Origin of the sequence: Vibrio sonorensis (assembly GCF_001854765.1) — a bacterium.
Lineage (GTDB): Bacteria > Pseudomonadota > Gammaproteobacteria > Enterobacterales > Vibrionaceae > Vibrio > Vibrio sonorensis.
Genome location: NZ_LJJE01000129.1, coordinates 15,933 through 35,811 on the forward strand (window position 1 = coordinate 15,933; position 19,879 = coordinate 35,811).

General features: G+C 45.4%; 16 protein-coding genes and 2 pseudogenes. 6 read left to right on the plus strand and 12 right to left on the minus strand.

Going from position 1 to position 19,879, the window contains the following annotated elements:
- Window positions 1–53: 53 nt before the first annotated feature.
- On the minus strand, window positions 54–1,181 hold the full coding sequence (gene tyrA, locus BLO31_RS22475; protein ID WP_070972251.1) for a bifunctional chorismate mutase/prephenate dehydrogenase: 1,128 nt from the start codon (window positions 1,179–1,181) through the stop codon (window positions 54–56).
- A 16-nt stretch (window positions 1,182–1,197) separates the two neighbouring features.
- Window positions 1,198–2,274 carry a 3-deoxy-7-phosphoheptulonate synthase gene (locus tag BLO31_RS22480; protein ID WP_070972254.1) on the minus strand — a complete coding sequence of 359 codons (1,077 nt, stop codon included), beginning with the start codon at window positions 2,272–2,274 and terminating at the stop codon, window positions 1,198–1,200.
- A 249-nt stretch (window positions 2,275–2,523) separates the two neighbouring features.
- On the opposite strand from BLO31_RS22480, the gene BLO31_RS22485 reads away from it, so the two are divergent.
- Both BLO31_RS22485 and btsR read left to right on the plus strand, forming a co-directional pair.
- Window positions 2,524–4,194, plus strand: a complete 1,671-nt coding sequence (locus tag BLO31_RS22485; RefSeq protein ID WP_070972425.1) for a sensor histidine kinase — start codon at window positions 2,524–2,526, stop codon at window positions 4,192–4,194.
- A gap of 15 nt (window positions 4,195–4,209) precedes the next feature.
- Entirely contained in the window at window positions 4,210–4,926 is a 717-nt protein-coding gene (gene btsR / locus BLO31_RS22490) for a two-component system response regulator BtsR (RefSeq protein WP_070972257.1), read from the plus strand.
- Here btsR and nagZ read toward each other — a convergent pair.
- Window positions 4,923–5,924 (minus strand): beta-N-acetylhexosaminidase, encoded by a 1,002-nt coding sequence (gene nagZ / locus BLO31_RS22495; protein WP_070972260.1) that lies wholly within the window; start codon window positions 5,922–5,924, stop codon window positions 4,923–4,925. The genes btsR and nagZ overlap by 4 nt on opposite strands.
- 149 nt (window positions 5,925–6,073) lie before the next feature.
- Between nagZ and BLO31_RS22500 the strand changes: the two are divergent.
- Together BLO31_RS22500 and murQ are read left to right on the plus strand one after the other, a co-directional pair.
- Window positions 6,074–7,182, plus strand: a pseudogene (locus BLO31_RS22500) (anhydro-N-acetylmuramic acid kinase).
- A 24-nt stretch (window positions 7,183–7,206) separates the two neighbouring features.
- Window positions 7,207–8,136 (plus strand): N-acetylmuramic acid 6-phosphate etherase, encoded by a 930-nt coding sequence (gene murQ / locus BLO31_RS22505; protein ID WP_070972263.1) that lies wholly within the window; start codon window positions 7,207–7,209, stop codon window positions 8,134–8,136.
- On the opposite strand, the gene BLO31_RS22510 is transcribed toward murQ, so the two are convergent.
- The gene (locus BLO31_RS22510; RefSeq protein WP_070972266.1) at window positions 8,129–9,052 is read right to left on the minus strand and encodes a DUF3179 domain-containing protein; all 924 of its coding nucleotides are present in this window, start codon (window positions 9,050–9,052) and stop codon (window positions 8,129–8,131) included. The two genes, murQ and BLO31_RS22510, sit on opposite strands and share 8 nt — an antisense overlap.
- A 32-nt stretch (window positions 9,053–9,084) precedes the next feature.
- Entirely contained in the window at window positions 9,085–9,417 is a 333-nt protein-coding gene (locus tag BLO31_RS22515; RefSeq protein WP_070972269.1) for a DUF2799 domain-containing protein, read from the minus strand.
- Between the two features lie 208 nt (window positions 9,418–9,625).
- Here BLO31_RS22515 and BLO31_RS22520 point away from each other — a divergent pair, with 208 nt between their 5' ends.
- Window positions 9,626–11,110, plus strand: a complete 1,485-nt coding sequence (locus BLO31_RS22520) for a carbon starvation CstA family protein (protein ID WP_070972272.1) — start codon at window positions 9,626–9,628, stop codon at window positions 11,108–11,110.
- Between the two features lie 99 nt (window positions 11,111–11,209).
- On the opposite strand, the gene ispH is transcribed toward BLO31_RS22520, so the two are convergent.
- The 6 genes and pseudogenes from ispH to murJ form a co-directional block, all read right to left on the minus strand.
- On the minus strand, window positions 11,210–12,172 hold the full coding sequence (ispH, locus tag BLO31_RS22525) for a 4-hydroxy-3-methylbut-2-enyl diphosphate reductase (protein WP_070972275.1): 963 nt from the start codon (window positions 12,170–12,172) through the stop codon (window positions 11,210–11,212).
- Window positions 12,173–12,194: 22 nt separating this feature from the next.
- A pseudogene (fkpB, locus tag BLO31_RS22530) lies at window positions 12,195–12,624 on the minus strand (FKBP-type peptidyl-prolyl cis-trans isomerase).
- A 101-nt stretch (window positions 12,625–12,725) separates the two neighbouring features.
- The gene (lspA, locus tag BLO31_RS22535) at window positions 12,726–13,235 is read right to left on the minus strand and encodes a signal peptidase II (protein WP_070972278.1); all 510 of its coding nucleotides are present in this window, start codon (window positions 13,233–13,235) and stop codon (window positions 12,726–12,728) included.
- 12 nt (window positions 13,236–13,247) lie between these two features.
- Window positions 13,248–16,076: an isoleucine--tRNA ligase gene (gene ileS / locus BLO31_RS22540; RefSeq protein WP_070972280.1), complete on the minus strand. Its 2,829-nt coding sequence runs from the start codon at window positions 16,074–16,076 to the stop codon at window positions 13,248–13,250.
- 73 nt (window positions 16,077–16,149) lie between these two features.
- On the minus strand, window positions 16,150–17,076 hold the full coding sequence (gene ribF / locus BLO31_RS22545; protein ID WP_070972283.1) for a bifunctional riboflavin kinase/FAD synthetase: 927 nt from the start codon (window positions 17,074–17,076) through the stop codon (window positions 16,150–16,152).
- Window positions 17,077–17,239: 163 nt separating this feature from the next.
- Window positions 17,240–18,784: a murein biosynthesis integral membrane protein MurJ gene (gene murJ / locus BLO31_RS22550; RefSeq protein WP_070972286.1), complete on the minus strand. Its 1,545-nt coding sequence runs from the start codon at window positions 18,782–18,784 to the stop codon at window positions 17,240–17,242.
- A 259-nt stretch (window positions 18,785–19,043) separates the two neighbouring features.
- Between murJ and rpsT the strand changes: the two genes are divergently transcribed.
- Window positions 19,044–19,304 carry a 30S ribosomal protein S20 gene (rpsT, locus tag BLO31_RS22555; RefSeq protein ID WP_041156978.1) on the plus strand — a complete coding sequence of 87 codons (261 nt, stop codon included), beginning with the start codon at window positions 19,044–19,046 and terminating at the stop codon, window positions 19,302–19,304.
- A 65-nt stretch (window positions 19,305–19,369) separates the two neighbouring features.
- Here rpsT and BLO31_RS22560 read toward each other — a convergent pair whose 3' ends face one another.
- Complete coding sequence (locus BLO31_RS22560) at window positions 19,370–19,666, minus strand: ArsR/SmtB family transcription factor (RefSeq protein WP_070972289.1); 297 nt, start codon at window positions 19,664–19,666, stop codon at window positions 19,370–19,372.
- Window positions 19,667–19,879 lie beyond the last annotated feature (213 nt).

The following is a 19,879-nucleotide window of genomic DNA, read 5'->3' on the forward strand; positions in this document are numbered from 1 at the left end:
AGCAGCCAAGCTGCTTTTTTACATGTGAACTTCTAGTAGGACAATCAATAGCCCTATCCTCTTTGAATTGAATCGTTCGCTTGTTTTAACAGTTGCTGACTCTCTGACATAAATTGCTGAGAATACTCTCCGAACCACTCACTCACTTGTTCAAAGCTATCGACAAACTTAGATTTATCTTGCTGGTCGAGTAACTGCATCGCTTCGCCAAAACTCTCGTGGAAGCGCTTAATCATATCGATATTTTCTTGAGATGAGAGAATAATATCGCCGTAAAGATTTGGATCTTGCCCAAATAGTCGTCCTACCATTGCTAGTTCTAATCGATAGATTGGTGAACTAAGGGTCAGTAACTTATCAAGGCTTGGGTTCTCTTTACTTAAGTGCAAGCCATAAGCAAACGAAGTAAAGTGTCGCAACGCCTGAATCAACGTCATTCCGTGATCATGTTCAGGAGCATCAATCGGACACAAACTCGCTCCCCAAATAGAAAACTGTTGTAACAACCACTGGTAACTCTCTTGCCCACGACCATCACAGTAGACAATAACCTGCTTAGCTAGACTTGGAACGTCCGGGCCAAACATAGGGTGAAGACCAACTACTGGGCCTTGATGAACGTCCATCATTGCTTGAAGCGGCTTCGACTTAATCGAGGTAAGGTCGCATAAGATACAATCTTTGGGCAAGTTGCCAAGTTGCTCAATCACCCCCAAAGTGCGATTGATCGGAACCGTGACAACCACAAGGCCAGCATCGCTCAAGATTTCGCTGGCATTGTTCCAATCTTGGCTACCGAGAATTTTTACCTTATAACCGGAGAGTTCAAACATTCGCGCAAATAGACCACCCAATTGACCGCGACCACCGACGATCACCACAGAGCGCAGTTCTGGATTTAAACACTTAAACCCAGAGTCCTTTTCACTTGCATACGACTCGCGCATTGTACGGCGTAAAATGTCTTCAATCAGTTGAGGCGGAACACCTATCTTCTCTGCTTCTTCACGTCGAGAGGCGAGCATAGCCGCTTCGCGGTCAGGAGCATAAATAGGCAGACCATGTTCACTTTTTACTTCACCTACTTTCTCTACCAACGACAAACGTTGCGCCAATAGGTCAAGGATCTGCTTATCAACAGCGTCAATTTGATCGCGTAATAGGTTCAGCTCTGCGGCCATTCAACTCTTCCTTAAATTACTTATTTTGAATACGATTTTCTAAAAACGGAACCAATTCAGTATGGGCTCTCGTCAATAGTGCCTCAGTTGAATCCCAATTGATACATGCATCGGTGATCGATACTCCGTATTGCATGTCATTGGGGGCGAGATCGGATGATTGATTTCCTTCATTGATATGACTCTCTATCATCAAGCCGATAATTGAGCGATTTCCCTCGCGAATTTGGTGAATCACATCTTCAGCAACTAAAGGCTGACGACGGTAGTCTTTTCTAGAGTTAGCATGACTACAATCAACCATTAAAGACGCGTCCAAACCTGCACTGGCCATCTCTTGTTCACATTCAGTCACCGACACTGAATCGTAGTTGGTTTGCTTACCGCCACGAAGAATAACATGACCATTGGGGTTGCCTTGGGTCGTCAGTAAAGCAACCTGACCTTCGCGGTTAATCCCCATAAAGCGATGGCTGGAAGATGCCGCTTGCATAGCATTGATCGCAGTACCTAAATTACCATCGGTACCATTTTTAAAGCCGATAGGCATAGAGAGACCACTCGCCATTTCGCGGTGTGTCTGTGATTCCGTTGTACGGGCACCTATCGCAGCCCAAGAAAATGTATCCGACAGATACTGAGGGCTAATTGGATCGAGCGCTTCTGTTGCCAACGGAATTTCCATTTCAGCCAGTTCCACTAACAACTTACGACCAACGTGAAGACCGTGCTCAATATCAAATGAACCATCTAAATGTGGGTCATTGATTAATCCTTTCCAGCCAACCGTCGTTCTTGGTTTTTCAAAGTAAACACGCATAACAATATACAGCTGGTCGTCGAGTTTTTCGGAAAGTGCTTTTAGTCGACGCGCGTAGTCTATTGCCGCATCAACATCATGGATGGAGCAAGGTCCACACACGACAAGTAATCGATGGTCTTTCTTATGAATAATATTGGCGATAGTTTGACGAGACTCTTGGATAAATCGACGTGCTTTTTCACTCAGTGGTAGTTTCGCTTTTAACTGTTCAGGTGTGATAAGAACCTGTTCGTCACTGATGTTAATATTACTTAGTTCACTTTTTTGCATGCCGGCCTCAACTGTATACTTTTATTTACAATAATGGATAACAACTATATCCAAAAGACTACAAAACATAAGATATCAGGATGAAATTGATTTTCAACCGTAAACTATAAAAAACACTACTGTAAACTTGATGTTACACCTTACACTAAATTCCCTTTCCCTATTCGCATACTATTCCCCCTACCGCACTTGTGCCTTTTCTTCTCAAATAAGGTTAGAATAAAGCCCTCACTCTCTATGGGCCAGCTTATGGATCTGATCCTTTCTTTACTGCAACAGATGTGTGTTTACTTAGTACTGGCTTATATGCTGAGTAAAACCCCCATTTTTTTGCCGCTTCTCAGCATTTCTAATCGCTTAAGCCACAAAGTAAGTGTCTATGTCCTTTTTTCTCTCTTTTGCATTATGGGCACCTATTTTGGTTTACAGATAAACGACGCTATCGCCAACACTAGAGCGATCGGTGCTGTTATGGGGGGGCTATTTGGAGGGCCGGTAGTCGGCTTTTTTGTTGGCCTTACAGGGGGATTACATCGATATACTCTAGGAGGGTTTACGGATGTAGCCTGCGCGATTTCAACCACCGCAGAAGGTTTGATCGGTGGTTTACTGCATACTTACCTGCTGAGAAAAGGCAAAGGCATTCTTCTCTTTAGCCCTAGTATTGTATTCGCCGTAACCCTAGTTGCCGAAATCGTCCAAATGGCGATCATTCTCATTGTCGCTAAACCTTTCGACCAAGCCTACAGCTTAGTTTCTGCTATTGCCGCCCCAATGATCATCGCCAATTCAGTGGGTGCTGCGCTGTTTATGAGCATACTGCAAGACCGCAAAACTATTTTCGAAGAGTACTCTGCCACGTTTTCTAAGCGGGCACTGAATATTGCAGAGCGTTCTGTCGGTATATTGGCTTCTGGCTTTAATAGTCAAAACGCCGAAAAAATCGCGCGTATTGTCTACGAAGAAACCAGTGTTGGAGCGGTATCTATTACTGATGATGAAAAAATACTCGCCTTTGTCGGAATTGGCGATGACCACCACAAGCCAGAAACTCCAATTTCTTCGCAAAGTACTCTAGAGGCGATTGAAAAAAACAACATCATCTATCTCGATGGCAAAGATAAACCATATCAATGTTCGATTTCCAAGGATTGTAAACTGGGGTCTGCTTTAATCATTCCTCTACGTACCGGAGACAAGGTTATTGGTACTATTAAGCTATACGAACCCAAGCGAAAGCTATTTTCCACCATCAATATGTCCATGGCTCAGGGGATTGCTCAGTTGCTTTCTAGCCAAATTCTGTACGGCGACTATCAACAAAAGCAAACCTTACTTTCACAGGCCGAAATCAAGCTATTACACGCACAAGTCAATCCACATTTTTTGTTTAACGCCTTAAACACTATCAGTGCCGTCATTCGCCGCGAACCAAGCAAAGCAAGAGAGTTAATCCAGCATCTCTCTCAATTTTTCCGCAGCAACCTGAAACAGAACGTTGAAACTGTCACACTAAGAGAAGAACTGGCCCACGTCAGCGCATATCTAACAATAGAAAAAGCCCGTTTTGCCGATCGTCTTGAAGTCGACATCGATATTGATAGTGAACTTTTGGATAAAAAACTCCCCACCTTTACATTGCAGCCTCTGGTTGAGAATGCGATCAAACACGGGACTTCTAATCTATTGGAAAGCGGAGAAATCCGAATTTTCAGTCAAGAAGTCAGCAACGGGATAAAAATAGTGGTTGAAGACAATGCTGGTTGTTATCAAAAGCCAGAACAGGGCCATAGTGGCTTAGGCATGGAAATTGTCGATAAACGCCTTTCCAATATGTTTGGTAGAATCGCGTCCCTTGAAATTGATTCCATGCCCAATAAGTACACAAGGATGAGTTTCGTGATCCCAAATCACGAATGAGGATAAGGTAATAAAATGCTGTCAGCGTTAGTGATAGATGATGAACTTCTGGCTCGTGAAGAGTTAACGGAACTTCTTACCGAGAGCGGTAAAGTTGAAGTGATAGCACAAGCGAGCAATGCTATTGAAGGCCTCAAAAAGATCAATCACTTAAAGCCGGATGTGGTATTTCTCGATATTCAAATGCCCCAAGTGACTGGTATTGAACTACTGGGGATGCTCGATCCTGATACCATGCCTAAAGTGGTTTTTGTCACCGCCTATGACCAGTATGCGATCCAAGCATTTGAAGACAACGCGTTCGACTATCTACTCAAGCCTGTTGATGAAAACAGGCTAGATAAAACACTTGATAGACTCAACAAACAGCAAAGCCACCAGCCAGACCTTGCAAAGCTAGCCCCTATACAGCTGGACCAAGTGCCTTGCGTTGGTCACAATCGCATAGTGATTATCGCGACCAAGGAAGTGGAACTGGCCTACAGTGATCTCTCTGGTGTACAAGTTGTCACAAATAACCAAAAAGCCACCAGCCAATTGACCCTGAAAGTGCTAGAAGAAAAAACACACTTAGTTCGTTGCCACCGACAATACTTGGTCAACATAAAAGCAATTAAAGAGATAAAACTGTTAGAAAACGGACTGGCTGAGATCGTTACCGTTAGCGACAACTTAGTTCCTGTCAGTCGTCGCTACCTAAAAACACTAAAAGAGATGCTGGGTTTTCATTAGCAGTGGTTTTGCCATTCATCCATCACTTTTTGCATTGCCTTACTCGCCTCTTTCCATTCAGTGGTGAGTTTTAGCTCGCTGAAAGTGAAGCTCTTGCCGCGCAACAACTGATTGGCCACAGGCGTTTCCATAATAGGAAGATGATCCAGCACTTCAATTTGAGCGTCTCTTTGGTTGCATACCAAAATCATATCGCACCCCGCTACCAAAGCCTGATGAGAGCGCGCGGCAGGGCTTCCCATCACCGTAGCACCTTCCATAGTAAGATCGTCCGAGAAGATAATACCTTTAAATCCTAGCTTCTCTCTTAAGATGGTTTTCAACCAGAACTCCGAGCCACTTGCAGGCTGGTCGTCATAGTGTGGGTAAATCACATGAGCGGGCATCATAGCATCTAAGGTTCCAGCTTGGATCTGAGCTTTAAACACTGCCATATCCCGCTCAAAAATATCACTCCGACCGTCTACTGGCGTCTCAAGGTGAGAATCCGCTACCACGCCACCGTGACCAGGAAAGTGCTTGCCAGTCGTCGACATACCTATGGCTTTCATTCCTCGCATATACGCCGTACTCAGTTTGACAATGGTATCGGTGTCTTCGCCAAATGCTCGACTGCGAATCGCCTTACAGTCATATCCCATATCTAACACTGGCGCAAAACTCAGGTCGACGTCGTGAGCAATAAGTTCTGCCGCCATCAACCAACCGCCTTGTTGCGCAAGCTGTTCTCCCTCTGCGTGGCGACCATATGCCTGAGCGGGCGGGATCAAAGAGAAGCCTTGTTTAAATCTCTGGACTAATCCACCTTCCTGATCCACACCAATTAAGATGGGACGTTTGGCCGCTTCGCGAATAGAGCGGTTGAGCTCAATCAACTGTTCGTTATCGTGGTAGTTTCGAGCAAACAGGATGACGCCACCAACGGTTGGATGAGCGATAATTTCTTTGTCTTCTGCAGTCAGCTCGTACCCAGCTACATCAACCCACAATGGTCCCATGTTTAAATCCTCTTGTCCTAACTTGCCATTTCAGTTGTCAATGACGACACTTGAACACGCATGTTAGCACTAGATGAAAAAAATAGTGAGAGTGTGTCTATTTTTACTGGTAAATTAGAAAGATAACCTGAGATAGAGTTTGTAGATTCATGAGTAGAGAGCGCTTTATTGGTGTAATGTCTGGTACGAGTATGGACAGTATCGACACCGTTTTAGTCGAATTTGAAAATGGCGTTCCCAAAGAGTTATGCGCCAACGACTACCCGTTCCCCAGTAGCCTTAAACAAGAATTGCTCGACATCTGTTTAGGTCAGCCAACCAACTTAGCAACGGTAGGTCGACTAGATCATCAGTTAGGCCAACTCTTTTCCGATGCGATCTTAGCCCTGCTGGCCAAAGCGAATATCTCAGCTTCAGAGATCACTGCGGTGGGAAATCACGGACAAACCGTTTACCACCATCCCCACGGTGAATCCCCTTTTACTATTCAGTTGGGCGATGCCAATATTATCGCCGCTAAAACAGGAATCACCACTATCGCCGATTTTCGTCGCAAAGATATGGCACTAGGTGGACAAGGCGCTCCCTTGGTTCCTGCCTTTCATCAAGCCGTTTTTGCCGCAAAAGATTCGAGCGTGGTGATACTCAATATCGGTGGGATAGCCAACATTTCAGTACTTCAACCAAATCAGGCCACCATAGGCTACGATACCGGACCGGGAAATATGCTGATGGATGCTTGGATATCCCAAAGCTTGAACCAAGCCTACGACAAAGATGGCGCTTGGGCTAAACAGGCCGAGTCGATCCCGACTTACTCAGCACCCTATTAAGTGACCCTTATCTATCCGCTCCCTACCCAAAGAGTACCGGACGGGAACATTACAACCTGCCTTGGCTAAAACAGCAGTTACAGGGACGAACTCTTGAAGACATTGATGTTCAAAGAACTTTATGTGAATTTACTGCCCGTTCTATTTCAGATCAAATTGCCCATTTTAAGTACGGCAATAACCCCAAAGTACTGGTTTGTGGCGGTGGTGCTAACAACACCTTATTAATGGATCGCTTAACAGACTTATTGCCACACTGGTCGGTAGCCACAACCGACCACTATGGTATTAAGAGTGACAATATGGAAGCGATCGCGTTTGCATGGCTGGCACAGCGACGATGGCACGGACTGCCAAGTAACTTACCCGAAGTTACCGGAGCAAGCCAAACCGCTTCTCTCGGCGTCCTTTACCACGCTAACTAACCGTCTTAAAAGATAGGAATCAACATGACCAATGACGCTCTTATTTCTGCACTGTCGAAACTGGTATCGGAAGGAAGAAATCCCGACACTATGGATATCGACCTGTTACCCGCTATCGACATCGTCAAACGAATTAACGAGCAGGATAAACAGGTTCCCATAGCGATCGAAAACGTATTACCTGAGATAGCTCAAGCTGTTGATTTGATAACCGACACCTTTAAGCGAGGAGGTAGGCTTATCTATATCGGTGCTGGTACAAGTGGCCGCTTAGGGGTACTTGACGCTTCAGAATGCCCACCAACATTTGGCGTGTCTGATCAGATGGTCATAGGTTTGATTGCCGGCGGCAAAGACGCCATGTTTAAAGCGAAAGAAGGCGCTGAAGATTCCACAAGCCTAGGTCAAAGTGACCTCAAACAGCTTGCCATTTCTGATAAAGACGTGGTTGTTGGTATCGCGGCGAGCGGACGTACCCCCTATGTAATCGGGGCTCTAGAATATGCCAATACTCAAGGTTCTGGAACGGTCGCCGTTTCTTGTAACCCCTCTTCGCCCATCGCTGAAATTGCTGACGTGGCAATTAGTCCCCTTGTAGGCCCAGAAGCCCTGACAGGCTCAACTCGATTAAAATCGGGGACCGCACAAAAACTGGTTCTGAACATGCTGACCACTGCTAGCATGATTCGATTGGGAAAGAGCTATCAAAATTTGATGGTAGATGTAAAAGCAACCAATGAAAAACTGGTCGCTAGAGCGGCTCGCATTGTAATGCAAGCGACAGATTGCGACAAAGAGACAGCAGTTAACACTCTTGAACAGACGGACTATGACGTCAAACTGACCATTTTGATGCTGTTGACCGGATTAGATAAGACGACAGCCCAAGCCCAGCTTAACAAGAGTAACGGTTTCTTGCGCACGGCTGTCGAAAACAACCCGCCGTCTAATTGAGCTGCCAGAGCTCTGTTGAGGGATAAAAAGCTTGCCAAGCAAACCAGAAGACCATAACAGATGGCACTATCTCGCCATTTTCGGTGACCACCAAAGGCATACGAGTTTTAGGATCAAAAGAGACTTTAATTCGTTTGCCTTGTACTTGGTCTTCTAAAGAGAGTGCTTGGTCTAATCCGCTAATTTGGTAAGCCTTAGCACGATCATCGATCAGTACACCCAATACCCAAGATTTCGCAGGTAACTCATTTCGATTAGATGGGACAGGAAACATAGGAGAATCCGATTGGAAATAAGAGTAGTAGGCATTAGCAAAGTAATTGCGGTTAAATCCTGTATCTAATGACAGCACTAAACTCTGGGGATAGTTTTCCTTCCAAGCTTTCCACGTCATTTGATGACTGGGCAACCAATTGAGACGCGCACCTTTTTCTTTTCCCGAGACAGATTTAAGACCGAGTTGACTCCATAGCGATTCAGTTTGTCTGTCATACATAAGAACATCACTCTGATAGAGAAGTCCGGAAACGCCAAACGTTCGCTTAGTACCATTCACCTCACCGTCAAACACCATTCCAGTACCGCATAAAGGGCAATAAGTGATCACAACGGTTTTGTCTTGGAACTCGTCATTGACAATTTCGTGCCAAATTAGGATCCGCAGTGGATAAGCCTTGGAAACACCATTGATTGTTACCCCCATAACCACGTCATCGTCGTGAAGATACGTAACCTTATCGGCAGAAGTAAATTTGGGGTTATCAATGGCTGGAATGCCATCTTTTGGCGGGCCGCCTGCTAAAATCAAATCAGAATCAACAAGCGCATTGTTAAGGTCAAATCCGTTTAAGGTTTTGCCGTTACTTGAGGCTACGTGAACCAGTAGCCCCAAAAGTAAAATAGTCAGTCGAATCATAGCGTCTTCTCCTTGTGAGAAGACAGACCGGATTAGTGGGTGTAATCATTCCAACCGCGTTGCCACTCCATACGGAATTTCTGAGCCTCTTCCATTCCTTCACACACCCCTTCATAAACTTGGCCCGAGAGCCCTATTTGGTAGGCAAAATTAGGGTTACAATACTCTTTAACCCCTATTAAGTAGCCTTGATCATACTGGGCGCGTTGCTCACCATTGACTGCCGCCATAGAACTATTAGAGCGCTCTGCATGTCCTCTGATCCCATCCTGATAGCCTTTTTGGTACCAATCACCTCCCGACTCATATTGAGTGGAACAGGCTGTAAGAGTTACTAGCATTGCGAATAACCACATTTTATTCATTGTATTCTCTTCCGAAATTCAGGGACTTAATTTAATAAAACCACTAAATCCATCAGAATGCCACTCCGAGAACAAAAAAACCGCTTATCTAGCCTAGAGACCACTTAACAGGTAATACGACCACTCACTCCTAAAGCGAATGTCACTCGACCTCGTTGTTTATATTATCGAACATGAGCTTATTAAAATTGATTAAGGAAGAATCGCTATGATGTGGTTTTTAACCTGTGTCGCTGCACTAATCGGCGGATACTTTATCTACGGTGCCTTTGTTGAAAAAATCTTCGGCATCAACGAAAAACGTCAAACTCCAGCACACACTAAAGGTGATGGCGTGGACTTTGTACCAATGTCGACCAAAAAAGTCTACTTAGTTCAGCTTCTAAACATTGCTGGCGTTGGCCCAATTTTTGGTCCGATTATGGGTGCGCTATACGGTCCAGCTGCAATGCTCTGGATTGTTGTAGGCTGTATTTTTGCAGGTGCGGTCCACGACTACTTCTCTGGTATGTTGTCGGTACGCAACGGCGGAGCTTCGGTTCCAACTATCACTGGTAAGTATCTAGGCAATGGCGCAAAACACTTTATGAACATCTTTGCCATTGTTCTACTACTGCTAGTCGGTGTCGTTTTCGTTTCTGCTCCAGCAGGTATGATCACTAACCTGATCAATGATCAAACTGACCTGACCGTAACTATGACCACTATGGTTGTAGCCATCTTTGCGTACTACATCATTGCGACAATCGTACCGGTCGACAAGATCATTGGCCGCTTCTACCCGCTATTCGGCGCACTGCTTATCTTTATGTCGGTTGGCCTAATGACGGCTGTCGCCTTCTCTTCTGAGCATACTGTTATGGGTAGCTTCGAAGTAAGCGATATGTTTACTAACATGAACCCGAATGACCTTCCACTTTGGCCTGCTCTATTTATCACCATTGCTTGTGGTGCAATTTCAGGCTTCCATGCAACTCAGTCTCCTCTTATGGCTCGCTGTATGGAAAATGAAAAGAACGGTCGCTTTGTCTTTTACGGAGCAATGATCGGCGAAGGTGTTATCGCTCTTATCTGGTGTGCAATTGCGCTTTCTTTCTTCGGCTCCTTAGACGCGCTTTCAGAAGCAGTGAAGAACGGCGGTCCAGGTAACGTGGTTTACAGCGCTTCCTTTGGTCTACTGGGTGTATTTGGCGGTATCGTTGCTTTCTTAGGAGTCGTGATCTTGCCTATCACTTCTGGTGATACTGCATTCCGCTCAAGCCGCCTAATTCTCGCTGAATACTTTGGCATGGAGCAAAAGACACTGCGCAATCGCCTACTGATGGCACTACCGCTGTTTGTGATTGGTGGCATCCTAACCCAAGTAGATTTTGGTGTAATTTGGCGCTACTTCGGTTTTGCCAACCAATCAACGGCGGTAATGATGCTTTGGACAGCATCGGCATACTTGCTGCGCCATAACAAGCTTCACTGGATCACTACCGTACCGGCGATGTTTATGACAACAGTATGTGTCACCTTTATTCTAAACAATGCAACTTTAGGGTTTGGATTACCAATCGTCACTTCAACTATTGCTGGTGTTCTGTTCGCAGTAACCGCAGCGGCATACGTAATTAAAACTTCAAAAGGTAAAGGGGAATCAGACTTGCCTAGCGAAGAGAAACCAAAAGGCGTCGCTGAAACTGCCTAGTTTTCTTCACTTTTGGTCAGCTTATCTCGTTGACGAATAAGCAAGTAAAATAGAAAGGGGCTCCTAATCGGAGCCCCTTAATTATATCTAAAGTTTTACTCAATCAATCTGTTTGACTTGCAACTCTTTCGGCACTTCAAAAAACATGTTTTCTTCGCGGCCTAATACATTTTCAACTTCGTCTGCACCCAACTCTTTTATGCGGTTAATGATCTGATCAACCAACTCTTCCGGTGCTGAAGCTCCAGCGGTAACACCCACTTTCACTTTTCCATCGAACCATTTGGGATCGATGTCTTCAGGGCAGTCGGTGAGATAGCCAGGTGTGCCTAGCTTCTCTGCCAGCTCTTTCAGTCGGGTAGAATTAGAAGAGTTCTTAGAGCCCACAACCACAACTACATCAACCATATACGCTAACTCGCGTATCGCATCTTGTCGGTTCTGGGTTGCGTAACAGATGTCGTCTTTGCGCGGACCTTGTATATCAGGGAAAACGCGGCGCAGTTCTTCGATTACGTCTGCCGTTTCATCAACAGACAACGTAGTTTGACTAACATAATGAAGATGGGACGGGTCTTTGACTTGGTCTTTTAACAATATGACTTCTTCTGGTTTTTCGACCAGATACATACCACCGGACTCACTGGCATACTGACCCATGGTACCTTCTACTTCAGGGTGACCTGCATGACCAATCAATACCACTTCCATGTGTTTTCGACTCGCACGAGCGACTTCCATATGGACTTTGGTTACTAGTGGGCACGTAGCATCAAACACCGTTAGATCGCGCTGCTTCGCCTCTTGTCTTACCGCCTGAGACACCCCATGAGCAGAAAAGATAACAATGTTATCATCGGGGACTTCACAAAGCTCTTCAACAAAGATCGCGCCTCGTTGCTTTAAGCCCTCAACGACAAATCGATTGTGAACCACTTCATGTCGAACATAGATCGGAGGCTGGTACATTTCTAGCGCACGCTCCACTATGCTGATAGCTCTATCCACTCCGGCGCAAAAGCCACGTGGATTAGCGAGTAAAATTTTCATTGCATTGCTCATGGTATCTTTCTTTTTTGGGTCGCTATTCTACCGACAAAATTTCAACTTCAAAAGTCACATCCTGCCCAGCAAGAGGATGGTTGAAATCAACCGTCACTGAATCACCCGCCACTTCTGTAATTATTCCCGGTATTTCTGCTCCATCAGGCCTGAAAACGCCATAATAGTGCCAACTTCCACTTCGGCGTCACCGACAAACTTCGCGCGATCCATGTGGTGCACATTGTCTGGATTAGGCATGCCAAATGCGTCTTGCGCTTTTAGTTCAATCGCTCTTTCATCACCCTGAACTAAACCGAGCAGACAATTTTCAAAGCTTTCACTAAGACTTCCATCACCAATAATCAATTTGGCAGGTTTACCCATGTTATGAGTACTGTCGCTACAGAGCCATCATTCAATTTAATTGTGAAGTGCAGTGTCACTGCAGAATTTTTAGCAATGGTGGTCACGTTAGGGCTTCCTTTCGATTATCAGGCTAGAACCTGTCTTTTTATAGTAAAAAGCGCCGTCCGAATCAACGGACAGCGCCTAGGGTTATTGTAATATGAGCCTAGTTTTCGCTCTGTTCATTTTTGCGAAAACCGTCGAGAATGATCATCGCAGCACCAACACAGATAGTACTATCGGCGAGATTGAATGCAGGCCAGTGATACGCTCCCCAGTAGAAATCTAGGTAATCGACCACAAAACCGTGCACGATTCGGTCGAAAACATTGCCAACCGCACCACCGATAATCATCGCGTAGGCAATATTGTTCCACTTCTCTTTTGCTGGCAGTTTACTCATCCAGTAAGTCAATAAGCTTGTCACAACAATGGCAATACCAGTAAAGAACCAACGCTGCCAGCCCGATTGATCGCTTAAGAAACTAAAGGCAGCACCATAGTTATGCACGTACAACAAGTTAAAGAATGGCAATATCTCTATGCGATTAGCCCACCCATAACCCATATTGTTCATAACCACGAGCTTAATCGCGATATCGGCAAAAAAGATGACGACCGCTAGCCATAGCCAGCGGACACCAGACTGTTTTAAAGTCAAAACATTCTCACTCATTACACTCACTTCTTAGGCAAATTGTCGCGTTTCACCTTCGCCTTCAACGTTGGAGACACAGCGACCACAGATGGTTTCATGTCCTGAGATAGTACCAACGTCTGAAGTGTGATGCCAACAACGATCACATTTCTCTGCCTCAGTGGCAACCACTTCAACAAACAGGCCTTCAACTTCCGTCTCTTGCGCTGTCGCCGTTTTTTCGGACAGCGGTTTGACAACGGCTGAGGACGTCAAAAGTACAAAGCGAAGTTCGTCTTCTAGGCGATTCACTTTTTCCAAAAGCGCATCATCAACATAAAGTGTCACTTCAGCTTGTAGAGAACCACCTATCGTTTTTTCACTTCTCGCCGCTTCTAGAAGCTTGTTGACAGCTCCGCGAATCTCTTGAATTTCTGACCAGAATTCATTGTTCAGCTCTTCACCTTCTTGCAAGTCGAATAGACCTTCGTACCACTCATCAGCAAAGACAAATTTACCGCGTTCGCCTGGCATTTGATTCCAAATTTCATCAGCGGTGAATGACATAATCGGAGCCATCCAACGAACCAGCGCTTCTACAATGTAGTACAGCGCTGTTTGGCAACTGCGTTGAGCGTGTCCGCCCAGCTTCGCAGTGTATTGACGGTCTTTGATAATATCTAGGTAGAAAGAACCCATTTCGATAGAACAGAAGTGCATCAGGCGCTGCATAACAGCATGAGTGTTGTACTCATTGTACGCCTTGATAATCTCTTCTTGTGCAGCAAATGCTCTAGCAACTGCCCAGCGATCCAATGCCACCATATCTTGTGGTGCGACTAAATCAGTTGATGGATCAAAGCCGCTCAAGTTGGCGAGGAAGAAACGCGAAGTGTTGCGGATACGGCGATACGCATCGGCACTGCGTTTAAGGATCTCATCAGAAACCGCAACTTCACCAGTGTAGTCTGTGGATGCAACCCAAAGGCGTAAAATATCTGCACCTAGCTTGTTAGTCACATCTTTTGGTGCAACTACGTTGCCGATAGACTTAGACATCTTACGCCCGTGTCCATCAACCACAAAACCATGAGTTAAAACTTGCTTGTAAGGCGCTTCATCTTTCATCGCAATCGAAGAGATAAGCGAAGACTGGAACCAGCCGCGGTGTTGGTCTGAACCTTCTAAGTACAGATCAGATGCATTTCCGTTGTACTCTTCACGAGCATCGACAACCGAGTAGTGAGTCACACCCGAATCGAACCAAACGTCTAGGGTATCGAGTACTTTCTCATATTTGTCTGCATCATCACCTAGCAACTCTGCTGGCTCAACATCCCACCATGCTTGAATGCCTTTTTGCTCGACAAGTTGAGCTACTTTCTCAATCAACTCAGAGCTATTTGGATGAAGCTCTGCCGTCTCTTTATGGACAAAGAGAGCTATTGGCACACCCCAAGTACGCTGGCGAGAAATACACCATTCAGGGCGACCTTCAATCATACCTTCAATACGGCTCTGACCCCAATCCGGCATCCATTCAACATTTTTGATTGCTTCAAGCGCTTTGGAACGAAGACCCGCTTGATCCATAGAAACAAACCATTGAGGTGTTGCTCTGAAGATAATCGGAGTCTTGTGACGCCAGCAGTGAGGGTAGCTGTGCTCATAAGCGTGGTGATGTAGCAGGGCGCCTTTTTCTTTTAACACCTCAACAACGGCGTCATTAGCTTTAAATACGTGCTGACCAGCAAACAGCTCAGTATCTGGTAGGTAAACGCCATTGGAGCCAACAGGGTTAGCCACTTCTAGGTCGTATTGCTGACCTACCGCGAAGTCTTCTTGACCATGCCCTGGCGCTGTATGAACAACACCTGTACCTGAATCGGTGGTTACGTGATCGCCCAAAATGGCTGGCACGGTAAAGTCGTAGAAAGGGTGTTGGAACTGAGACAACTCTAAGTCAGCACCTTTCGCAAAACCTAGGTTGTGGAAATGTTCAATGCCCGCGCGATCCATCACGTCTTTCGCGAGTTCAGAAGCGACAACGATACGCTCAGGGTTGTCGCCTTCCACTTGAATTAATACGTATTCAAGATCATCACGCAAACACACGGCGCGGTTTGCAGGAAGTGTCCAAGGCGTTGTTGTCCAGATAACAATTGAGATATCTCCATGGCCTTTGTGATCTTTGAGCAAGGAGAATTTATCTTCTAGTGCCGACTGATCTGCGGCTTTAAAACGCACGTCGATAGAAGGAGATACTTTATCTTTGTACTCGACTTCCGCTTCCGCCAACGCACTGCCACAATCTGTACACCAGTGGACAGGCTTAAAGCCTTTTAAAAGGTGACCATTGTCAGCAATCTTGCCCAAGGCGCGAATGATGTTCGCTTCAGTGGCAAAGTCCATCGTGCGGTAGGGCTTGTCCCACTCGCCTAAAATACCCAGGCGTTTAAAGCTCTCTTTTTGGCCTTCAACCTGACCCGCTGCGTAATTGCGACACTTTTCGCGAAACTCACCAGCCGTTACTTTTTGACCCGGTTTGCCCACTTTCTTTTCTACCATTAGTTCAATAGGCAGACCGTGGCAGTCCCAGCCAGGAATGTAAGGAGCGTCAAAACCCGACAGCGTTTTGGATTTGATAATAATGTCTTTAAGAATCTTGTTTAGTGCGTGACCAATGTGGATATCGCCGTTGGCGTATGGAGGGCCATCGTGCAATACGAAAGATTTTTTACCTTTCTTCGCTTTACGAATTTCTCCGTAAAGATCTTCTTTGTACCAACGCTTAAGCATTTCTGGCTCTCTGTTGGCCAGATTTCCGCGCATTGGAAACCCTGTTTCTGGTAAGTTCAGGGTATCTTTATAATCACTCATCGATTCTTAATTCCGTTGTGTTGGGCGATAATTAGACATTGTGCCATCCGGTGGACTAAACCCTTTGGCTTGCTCACTGACGCAACCACACCCGAGCTGCTTCAGCATCCAATTCAATTTGCTGTTTTAATGCTTCAAAAGATTCAAATTTTTGCTCATTTCGAAGCTTGTGGAGCAGCACTATCTCTAGCTGCTTACCATATAAGTCCCCTTGAAAATCGAACAAGTGGACCTCTAACTGTTGACGAACACCGTTAACGGTTGGCCTGTTACCTATATTAGCAACACCACCCAAAGCTTGCTCACCTAACCCCAACGCCTTTACGACATACACACCGGAAACCGGTGATACACATCGTTTCAAAGGGATATTTGCGGTAGGAAAACCTATGGTTCGTCCCAGTTTGCGACCATGTGAAACACGGCCGCTAATACTGTAATCTCTTCCGAGCATTTCAGAAGCAGAAATAAGGTTGTCACGCGCGAGAGCATCTCTAATAGCAGTGCTACTCACTCTCTGTTCAGATAGGCAAAAACTCTGTGTGCTGACCACTTCAAAGCCCATTCGCGCTCCAGCCTGCTCAAGCATTTTAAAGTTGCCTTGACGACCTCTACCAAAGCAAAAATCATCACCGACGACTAAGTACTTTACACCAAGCTTTTTAACCAAAAGATCGGAGATGAAATGGTCGGCAGTCATATCAGCAAATTGTGCATTGAAGTTAATGCACACCAAGCGATCAACACCTAACTTACCCAATTGGACAAACTTGTCTCTTAAACGAGTAAGACGGGCGGGTGCTCGCTCTCTAGCAAACAGTTCCAGAGGTTGAGGCTCAAAGGTCATCACCGTGGAGGCTAACCCCATACGATGAGCTTTCTCGATCACTTGTGACAGTACTTCTTGGTGCCCCAAATGCACACCATCGAAATTGCCAATGGTCAATACACACCCAGCGTGACTAGGGTTGAGATTGTGAATTCCGCGAATCAATTCCATTGGAGCTGCCAAAAACCTATTAAATTTGCCGATTTTGAAACCGACGGATTATATACTATCCCCAAGCGACTTAAAATCGCTGTCTGGTAGAAAACCAGACAGAATGGAGCAAGCCCTGTCGACTTAACGCGAGGAACACAAACTAATTACTCGACCACCGCTTTTAAATGTTGAATCGAACTCCCAAAACAAGTAACGCAATCAGATAGGTGAAAGCACCAGCGCCAATAAGCCCCGCTAACCAAAAAACGCGTTCAGCAAAGCTCCATGCCAACCAGACGTGCATCTCTTCAAGTAAGCTCAACAAGACGGCGACCATAGCACCACCCGCTGCGATCACTTTGGCTATAAAGACCAGCGTCCCTTTAGTCAGGCGATATACCTGACTTTGATGTAAACCGCGATAAAGAAGTGACATATTGACCAAAGCAGACAAAGAGGTAGCTATCGCCAATCCAATGTAGCCATAGAACCAAGCAAAGATAAGGTTGAATACCATATTGGTAGCCATAGCGATTATGCCGTAGCGCACCGGAGTTTTCGTATCTTGGCGAGAATAATAACCAGGAGCCAGTACTTTGATTAGCATAAAGTTGAGCAAACCGGCCGCGTAAGCCATAAGAGAAAGTGAAGCAAACTCCACATCTTGTGGCGAGAACTCCCCTCTCATAAAGAGTACCATCAGCATAGGTTTAGCCAAAAACATCAAACCGAGCATCGCAGGCAAGCCTAATAACACCACCATTTTCACACCCCAGTCCATAGTGGCAGCAAATGCGCTGTGCTCCACATCGACGTGCTTTCTCGATAAGGTAGGCAGAATCACCGTAGCGATAGCAATACCAAACAGACCAAGTGGGAACTCTAACAGTCGATCAGAATAGTAGAGCCAACTGATTGATCCCGTCTGTAGAAAACTCGCAATAAAGGTATCTAGCAGCAAGTTGATTTGACTGACCGATACACCAAAAAGAGCGGGGATCATCAAGGTTCTAATTTTAACCACGCCGGGATCGCGCCAACCCCATTTGGGTTTTACCATCACACCCGCTTTTATTAAGAAGGGGATCTGAAATAGAAATTGAACCAAACCACCGAGGAAAACTCCGATAGCTAACCCCACTTCCGGTTGGCTTAATAGAGGGGAGATAAACCAAGCGGAAAGAATAATCATCACATTGAGAAAGACAGGGGTAAATGAAGAAACCGCAAATTTCCCCAAAGTGTTGAGTATTGCCCCAGATAATGCGACAAAAGTAATAAACCACAGATAGGGGAAAGTTATCTTCAGCATAAAGCTGGCCAGTTCAAACTTACCAGCGGAAGGACCATCGTTAAGCCAATCAATAAACCATCCGGCACCGAATAATGCTGTAACGGCTCCAGAACCCAAGACCCCTAGTAGGGTGACAACAGAGACAATAACCCCTAAGGTCCCCGCCACTCTAGCGATTAGCTGGCGAGTTTTATCCATATCACCTTGAGCTTGGTATTCAGTCAGTACAGGGACGAATGCTTGAGAGAATGCACCTTCACCAAACAAGCGACGCAGAAAATTGGGAATTTTATTGGCAAAGAAAAAGACATCGGCACTGGCACCTGCCCCCATTAGATTTGCCACCACTACGTCCCTGACTAAGCCAAGCACGCGTGAAATAAGAGTCATGGCGCTGACAATCATGCCAGACTTGAGCAGACGTTTACTCACGGATACCTCAATAGAGTGCTAATCCTCAGTCAAACCTCAACTAAATTGCGGAAAGTCGAAATGAGGGTAGATAAGTATTAGCATTGCAAAAAAAATACTGTTAGAATCCCCGCCATCTTAACCGCGATGACCTCTCTAATCCAAAATTTGTTTTGGCTTCGATTGGTTTTTGCACAAATCATTTGACATTTGAGCGCAAATAGGGGATATTCCTCGCCCTTAAATTGTCACCGAATTAAAGTTTTTGGGAGTTAGACCCTTGGCAAATAGTAAATCTGCTAAGAAGCGCGCTATCCAGGCTGAGAAACGTCGTCAGCACAATGCTAGCCGTCGTTCTATGATGCGCACTTACATGAAGAAAACAGTTGCTGCTATCGAAGCAGGCGACAAAGAAGCTGCAACTGCTGCATTCGCTGTAGTTACACCTATCCTAGACCGCATGGCGACTAAAGGCCTTATTCACAAGAATAAAGCAGCTCGTCATAAGTCTCGTTTCTCTGCACAAATCAAAGCGCTTTAATAGCAACTTGATTCGTCAGTGAAGAAAAAACCGCTTTCGCCGGTTTTTTTATATCTAAAATTCCATTAAACACTGCAATAAAGACCGTGTAACAACTTGATCATCGCTTTCACTTCTTCACTGCTCAATGTATAGAACACCGTTTGCGCTTCTTTGCGAGTGTTGACAAGCCCATCTCTACGCAACCAAGCCAAATGTTGAGAAAGTGCCGACTGACTAAGCTCTAGTTTACTGCATAGCTCTCCAACAGAAAGTTCTTGGTCGTGTAACAAGCACAATATCTGTAAGCGACGTTCATTGGCCATTGCCTTGAGCAACACCACGGCTCTCGCGGAATTCTTTTCCATTTCTTGTAAGTTCATTGGCTGGTACTCCTTAGAACAACTGCACTTCTACCACTCACTAGCCTGAATAAAGTCACGAAGATTATCACACTAGGCGACGTAATCTCTTGGTCAATTTGTCCGATTTATTGGCCGAAGGCTGGATAAACTAACAAAAAGAGAACGTCGTTGGAACTCGCCCACCATTAAAGCTTAAGTACACTTCTACCCACTGCTTGACCTTTGTTTTGT